The sequence below is a fragment of the Rheinheimera pacifica genome (assembly GCF_024809855.1).
In the GTDB taxonomy this organism is placed as follows: domain Bacteria; phylum Pseudomonadota; class Gammaproteobacteria; order Enterobacterales; family Alteromonadaceae; genus Alishewanella; species Alishewanella pacifica_A.
The window spans coordinates 20,248-27,352 of the sequence record NZ_JANUEM010000025.1 but is presented as its reverse complement, the minus strand read 5'-3'; the positions used below and the strand labels follow the sequence as shown (position 1 = coordinate 27,352).

Genomic DNA, 7,105 nt, shown 5'->3' with positions numbered 1-7,105 from the left:
CAGTGAGTAATCCCGCTGAGTTCGTTTATTACTTGTTTTCATTACACTCTCCAAAAAGAAGCTGGAAAGTGTCAACTTTATTTAGGACGGGTCATCAGCAACAAAAAAGCCACCCTAAGGTGGCTTTTAAAGTTTCGGAACCCGAACTTATTTTTTACGCATTTTCTGAATAATACGTAGCTGGGCAATGGCTTCGGCCAGTTGCGCGGCAGCTTCAGCATAGTTGAAGTCTGCGCCAGCGTGTTGCATCGCTTCTTCGGCACGTTTTTGTGCGTCTAAAGCGGCTTGCTCGTCTAAGTCTTCGCCGCGTACCGCGACATCGGCCAGAACAGTGATGGTATCGGGTTGTACTTCAAGTACACCACCGGCTACATATATCACGTGTTCTTCGCCAAATTGTTTCACGATACGGACCATGCCAGGTTTCAGGGTGGTCAGTAACGGGGCGTGGAAAGGTAAAATACCCAGCTCGCCCTCACTGCCTGTGACCTGCACGGATTCGACAAGGCCGGAGAAGATTTTTTCTTCGGCACTTACTACATCCAGTTGCACTGTCATCGCCATCTCCGCTCTCCTAAAGCCTGAACTTACAGTTTCTTCGCTTTTTCGATCGCTTCGTCGATAGAACCAACCATGTAGAACGCTTGCTCTGGCATATGGTCGAATTCGCCGTCCAGAATACCTTTGAAGCCACGGATAGTTTCTTTCAGCGGTACATACTTACCTGGTGAACCGGTAAATACTTCAGCTACGAAGAAAGGCTGTGACAGGAAACGCTGAATTTTACGCGCACGGTAAACTGTGGTGCGGTCTTCATCAGACAGTTCGTCCATACCCAGAATCGCGATGATGTCTTTCAGTTCTTTGTAACGCTGCAGAACTGACTGCACACCACGGGCCACTTCATAGTGCTCTTTACCGATTACCAGTGGATCTAACTGACGAGAAGTTGAATCCAGTGGGTCGATCGCCGGGTAAATACCCAGAGAGGCAATGTTACGGCTCAGTACTACTGTCGCGTCTAAGTGCGAGAACGTAGTAGCTGGTGACGGGTCAGTTAAGTCATCCGCAGGAACGTAAACGGCCTGGATTGACGTGATAGAACCTGTCTTGGTAGAAGTGATACGCTCTTGCAGGGCGCCCATCTCTTCTGCCAGCGTTGGCTGATAACCTACCGCTGATGGCATACGGCCTAAAAGTGCAGACACTTCAGTACCGGCCAGGGTGTAACGGTAAATGTTATCAACGAAGAACAGTACGTCACGGCCTTCATCACGGAATTTTTCCGCCATGGTTAAGCCGGTTAACGCTACGCGCAGACGGTTGCCTGGTGGCTCGTTCATCTGACCGTACACTAACGATACTTTATCCAGTACGTTAGAGTCTTTCATCTCGTGATAGAAGTCGTTACCTTCACGGGTACGCTCACCTACACCGGCGAATACTGAGTAACCGCTGTGCTCGATGGCGATGTTACGGATCAGTTCCATCATGTTTACGGTTTTACCTACACCGGCACCACCGAACAGACCCACTTTACCGCCTTTGGCGAACGGGCATACCAGGTCGATAACCTTGATACCGGTTTCCAGCAACGCGTTAGACGCTGCCTGATCTTCGTAACTTGGCGCAGCACGGTGGATAGGCATACGCTCTTCTTCACCGATTGGGCCCGCTTCGTCGATTGGCTCGCCTAATACGTTCATAATACGGCCCAGTGTGGCTTTACCCACCGGAACGTGAATTGCTTTACCGGTGTTAGACACGGCAGCGCCGCGACGTAAACCGTCTGTAGTACCTAACGCGATAGTACGTACTGTACCGCCACCCAGCTGCTGCTGTACTTCCAGCACTAAACCAGCCAGATCACCGTCAGTCACGTTTAACGCGTCATAGATACCAGGTACCGCATCTTGTGGAAAATCGATATCCACAACGGCGCCAATGATTTGGACGACCTTACCTTGACTCATGATGTTTCCTCAAATTTCTCAAAACTGTTTACCTTAGCCTACAGCTGCCGCACCTGCGACGATCTCGCTAAGCTCCTGGGTAATCGCGGCCTGACGTGCTTTGTTGTACACCAGCTTCAGGTCGTCCATCAGGTTACCGGCGTTATCGGTTGCAGCCTTCATAGCTACCATCCGTGCCGCGTGTTCACTGGCAGAGTTCTCTACCACACCCTGATACACTTGCGATTCGACGAAACGGTCTAACAACATATCGATGATAGGTTGTGGATCCGGCTCGTACAGGTAATCCCAGTTATGCTCTTTTTGCTCAATATCTGCTTTTGGCAAAGGTAAGAGTTGATCGATCACTGGCTCTTGCTTCATGGTGTTTACAAACTTGTTGTACACCAGGAATAAGCGGTCAATCCGGCCTTCGTTAAATGCGTTAAGCATTACTTTTACCGAACCAAGCACATCAGCCAAACGTGGTACGTCACCTGAACCCGCCTGTTGCGCAACTACCTTACCGCCAAAACGCTTGAAAAAGGCCGTTGCTTTGTTGCCGATTACAGCAAACTGCGCATCCACACCTTTGTCTTTCCAGCTTTTCAGCTCAAGGGCTACTTTTTTAAACTCGTTGGTATTCAGGCCGCCGCAAAGACCACGATCAGTAGAAATGACAATATAACCAACCCGTTTTACCTCACGCTCCGCTAAATACGGATGGCGGTATTCCAGGCTGCCATTGGCAACGTTACCGATCACTTTGCGCATACCTTCAGCGTATGGGCGTGTTGCAGCTACACGGTCTTGCGCTTTGCGCATTTTGCTGACCGCAACTTTTTCCATAGCACTGGTGATCTTGCGAGTATTGTTAATACTCCCGATCTTACTTTTTATCTCTTTACCACCGGCCATGACTGTATCTCCGTTTCATTCAACGAATGGGGTGGCATAGCCACCCGCATTGCTTACCAGGTCTGCGTTGCCTTGAATTTCTCAATAGCGGCTTTAAACGTAGACTCGATTTGGTCGTTGTAGTTACCGGTTTTATCGATATCAGCCATCAGCTCAGCGTGTTCAGAACGCATGAAAGCGATGATGCCGGCTTCAAAATCAAGGATTTTGGCCACATCAACATCTTTCATAAAGCCTTTTTCGATAGCGAAAATAGACACACCCATGTCAGCAACGCTCATCGGGCTGTACTGTAGCTGTTTCATCAGCTCAGTAACCTTTTGGCCGTGCTCTAACTGGGCGCGGGTTGCTTCGTCAAGATCAGATGCGAACTGCGCGAACGCGGCCAGCTCCGAATACTGGGCTAATGCCAGACGAATACCACCACCTAATTTCTTGATGATCTTGGTTTGCGCTGCACCACCAACACGAGATACCGAAATACCCGCGTTAACCGCAGGACGGATACCGGCGTTGAATAAGTCAGTTTCTAAAAAGATCTGACCATCGGTAATCGAAATTACGTTAGTAGGTACGAACGCAGAAACGTCACCAGCCTGGGTTTCGATAATTGGCAGAGCGGTTAATGAACCGGTTTTACCTTTTACTTCACCGTTGGTGTATTTCTCTACGTAGTCAGCGTTAACGCGTGATGCGCGTTCCAGCAAACGTGAGTGTAAATAGAAAACGTCGCCCGGGTAAGCTTCACGGCCTGGCGGACGGCGTAACAGTAACGAGATTTGACGGTAAGCAACAGCTTGCTTAGACAAATCATCGTATACGATTAACGCATCTTCACCGCGGTCACGGAAGTATTCGCCCATGGTACAACCAGAGTATGGAGCCAGGAACTGCAGCGCAGCGGCTTCAGAAGCAGACGCCACCACCACGATGGTATGTGCCAGCGCACCATGCTCTTCCAGTTTACGTACTACGTTAGCGATAGTAGAGGCTTTCTGGCCTACAGCAACGTAGATACACTTAACGCCGGTGCCTTTCTGGTTGATGATCGCATCAATCGCCAGAGCAGTTTTACCGGTTTGACGGTCACCGATTAACAATTCACGCTGACCACGGCCGATAGGGATCATCGCATCAACAGACTTATAACCGGTCTGCATTGGCTGATCTACTGACTGACGTTCAATTACGCCAGGGGCGATTTTTTCTACCGGCTCAAAACCAGCAGCATCAATCGGGCCTTTACCGTCGATAGGTGCACCTAAGGTGTTAACCACACGGCCTAACAGCTGTGGGCCAACCGGTACTTCTAAAATACGGCCAGTGCTTTTTACTTTAGTGCCTTCGGTTAAGTCCGCATACGGACCCATAACTACGGCACCAACTGAGTTGCGCTCTAAATTCAGCGCAATTGCATAGCGGTTGCCAGGAAGCTCAATCATCTCGCCCTGCATACAATCTGCAAGACCATTGATACGGATAATACCATCAGTTACCTGAACGATAGTACCTTCGTTACGAGCTTCACTGACCACTTCGAACTGAGCAATACGACTTTTGATCAGTTCTGATATTTCAGTGGAATTCAGTTGCATTCTCTGTTCCCCAATTAAGACTGCAGCGCAGTTGCTAAACGGTCCAGCTTACCGCGGACCGAGCCATCAATAACCATGTCACCTGCTTTGATCAGCATACCGCCAACCACTGCAGGATCTTCGCTACAGTTCAATTTAACTTTGCGTGCCAAACGTTGCGATAATGCTGCGGCTAGCTTGTCTTGTTGTGCTTTGGAAAGCTTGGTTGCAGAAACCACAGTAACGTCGATTTCTTTTTCAAACTCGGCTTTAAGCGCAATAAAGGCAGCTAACACTTCAGGCAACGCCAACAAGCGATGATTTTCTGCCATCACTTTAATAAAGTTTTGGCCGTGCTCATTGAGTTGCTCACCACATACCTGAATAAACAGACCGGCCTGCTTGTCAGCAGCACCGTTGGCACCTAAATAAGCACCAACCTGGTCATTCTTTGCTACTTCTGCAGCAAAGGCCAACATCTGTAGCCAAGCGTCCAATGCTTTTTGCTCTACAGCAAAATCAAAGGCCGCTTTGGCGTAAGGACGAGCAATATTAGTCAAATCAGACATAGCTCATCCTCTTACAGTTCTTGAACCAGTTTTTCCAGAATGTCGCTGTGAGCAGCTTCATCAATAGAACGTTGCAGAATTTTTTCCGCGCCGGCTACTGCTAATGCAGCAACTTGCTTGCGCAGCTCTTCGCGTAAACGGTTACGCTCGGCTTCTAATTCTGCTCTGCCAATGGCCAGAATGTTTTCACGTTCGGCATTGGCTTTGTGCACGGCTTCATCCAGCATTTTGGCTTCGCGTTTTTTCGCTTGCTCAATAATGTCGGCTGCTTGTGCTTTAGCATCTTTAAGCTGATCTTTGGCTTTGTCCTGCGCTAATGCCAGGTCTTTTTCCGCACGATCAGAAGCTGCTAAACCGTCAGCAATTTTCTTCTGCCGCGCTTCGATGGCACCCATCAGCGGCGGCCAGACAAATTTCATACAGAACAGCACGAACACCGCAAATGCGATTAATTCGCCTAGCAGAGTGGCGTTTAAATTCACGACCGCTCCTCCTTAGTTAACAGTTGTTCGGAATAACACAAAGCGTCAATTACATTGCGAACAACATGTACATGGCGATACCAACGCCAATCATCGCAACGGCGTCGATCAGACCTGCCAGGATGAACATTTTAACTTGCAGTGAAGGAGCCAGTTCTGGTTGACGCGCACAAGCTTCTAAGAACTTACCACCCATGTTACCGAAACCCAGCGCAGTACCGATGGCACCGAAACCGATTAACATAGCAACTGCGATTAATTTAAGACCTAATACTAGTTCCATTTTTTTCTCCGATATTTCAATAGTTAAAGTTAAAGTTTAAAAAAATCAGTGGTTATCTGAACTGGCCATGCTTAAGTAAACAATGGTCAGCATCATAAATACAAAGGCCTGCAGCACTATTACCAGAATATGGAATACCGCCCAGACAAAGTGCAGTGGTAACTGCATCAAGCCGATAGCACCAATCAGGATAAAGATCATCTCGCCGGCGTACAGGTTACCGAATAGCCGCAGTGCCAGTGAAAACGGCTTGGCAACTAAGGCGATGGTTTCCAGCAACAGGTTGAACGGGATCAGCGCAATTTGCAGTGGTACGTTCTTGCTGCTAAACGGGTGCAGTGTTAACTCTTTAATAAAGCCCAATACGCCTTTAATGCGAATTGAATAACCGATCATCAGAATAAATACGCCGATGGCCAGTGCAGCCGTTAAGTTGATATCGGTCGTAGGTACAATTTTCATGTACACATCTTGTGAGTCCATACCCAAGGCTTGCTCACCGACAAAACCGGCAAAAGCGGGCAGGAAATCAACCGGGATCAGGTCCATCAGGTTCATTAGAAACACCCAGACAAAGATAGTCAGTGCCAGTGGTGCTATAAGCTTACTTTTACCGTGATAAGTGTCTTTAACGTTAGTGGCAACCAGCTCCACTACCATTTCAATAAAGCACTGAAACTTACCCGGAACGCCGGTAGTCGCTTTTGTTGCTGCACTGCGGAAAATCCACAGAAACAACAAACCAAGGCCAATAGACCACGCTAATGTATCGACATGCCATGTCCAGAACCCGGCCTCACTACACGCTTTATTAAATGCAACGCTACCATCAACGGTACACATTTTGGCGTTAGTAAGGTGGTGCTGAATATGGCTTGAAAGAGTTAACTCTTCACCTGCAGCCATGTTTCATCCCATTGTTAATGTTTAAAAAAAACTGGTGCTGTCCATTGTGCTAACAGCGTAAGCAGAAAACCGGTTAAAAAAATCTCTGGTACCAGTTGTTGCTGCGTAAATACGACGGCTAAAAGCACAGCGGTTATTATTAATTTTAATGACTGCCCCCGCATAAAGGCTGCCAATACTGCATTTGCGTCATATAACGCATTAAAACGAAATGCAAAAAACACAAATACACAATTCGGTATAACAGCAACTAAACCACCTTTAAAGGCGGATTTTGCTGCAACAGCGTCTGCAGCTAAAAAAAAAGCCAGTGCAATTACCCCGGCTACCACCAGCTGGCACATTACCAGTTTATAAGCTGATTTACGCGCCAACGCTGTGTTTTGTTCAGTCACTGTATGTCCCCCTGAAATCACCCATG

9 protein-coding genes are annotated in these 7,105 nt (G+C 48.0%); all 9 read right to left on the bottom strand.

Annotated features, from left to right (window positions below; translation table 11 throughout):
- Nucleotides 1-147 precede the first annotated feature (147 nt).
- Genes M2404_RS19890 through M2404_RS19850 form a run of 9 tightly spaced genes read right to left on the bottom strand, consistent with a single transcriptional unit; the run spans nucleotide 148 to nucleotide 7,079 of the window.
- Entirely contained in the window at nucleotides 148-564 is a 417-nt protein-coding gene (locus M2404_RS19890) for a F0F1 ATP synthase subunit epsilon (RefSeq protein WP_027670541.1), read from the bottom strand.
- A gap of 23 nt (nucleotides 565-587) precedes the next feature.
- A complete protein-coding gene (atpD, locus tag M2404_RS19885; protein ID WP_173502589.1) occupies nucleotides 588-1,973 on the bottom strand; it encodes a F0F1 ATP synthase subunit beta in 1,386 nt (461 codons plus the stop codon).
- A gap of 33 nt (nucleotides 1,974-2,006) precedes the next feature.
- On the bottom strand, nucleotides 2,007-2,870 hold the full coding sequence (gene atpG, locus M2404_RS19880) for a F0F1 ATP synthase subunit gamma (protein ID WP_259241728.1): 864 nt from the start codon (nucleotides 2,868-2,870) through the stop codon (nucleotides 2,007-2,009).
- 53 nt (nucleotides 2,871-2,923) lie between these two features.
- Complete coding sequence (gene atpA / locus M2404_RS19875; RefSeq protein WP_259241727.1) at nucleotides 2,924-4,465, bottom strand: F0F1 ATP synthase subunit alpha; 1,542 nt, start codon at nucleotides 4,463-4,465, stop codon at nucleotides 2,924-2,926.
- A gap of 14 nt (nucleotides 4,466-4,479) precedes the next feature.
- A complete protein-coding gene (gene atpH / locus M2404_RS19870; RefSeq protein WP_215399055.1) occupies nucleotides 4,480-5,013 on the bottom strand; it encodes a F0F1 ATP synthase subunit delta in 534 nt (177 codons plus the stop codon).
- An 11-nt stretch (nucleotides 5,014-5,024) separates the two neighbouring features.
- On the bottom strand, nucleotides 5,025-5,495 hold the full coding sequence (atpF, locus tag M2404_RS19865) for a F0F1 ATP synthase subunit B (protein WP_259241725.1): 471 nt from the start codon (nucleotides 5,493-5,495) through the stop codon (nucleotides 5,025-5,027).
- A 49-nt stretch (nucleotides 5,496-5,544) separates the two neighbouring features.
- Nucleotides 5,545-5,778, bottom strand: coding sequence for a F0F1 ATP synthase subunit C (atpE, locus tag M2404_RS19860; RefSeq protein ID WP_132586566.1), 234 nt, complete (start codon nucleotides 5,776-5,778; stop codon nucleotides 5,545-5,547).
- Nucleotides 5,779-5,823: 45 nt separating this feature from the next.
- Nucleotides 5,824-6,684 (bottom strand): F0F1 ATP synthase subunit A, encoded by an 861-nt coding sequence (gene atpB, locus M2404_RS19855; protein WP_259241722.1) that lies wholly within the window; start codon nucleotides 6,682-6,684, stop codon nucleotides 5,824-5,826.
- A gap of 14 nt (nucleotides 6,685-6,698) precedes the next feature.
- The gene (locus M2404_RS19850; protein ID WP_259241721.1) at nucleotides 6,699-7,079 is read right to left on the bottom strand and encodes an ATP synthase subunit I; all 381 of its coding nucleotides are present in this window, start codon (nucleotides 7,077-7,079) and stop codon (nucleotides 6,699-6,701) included.
- Between the last annotated feature and the right edge of the window lie 26 nt (nucleotides 7,080-7,105).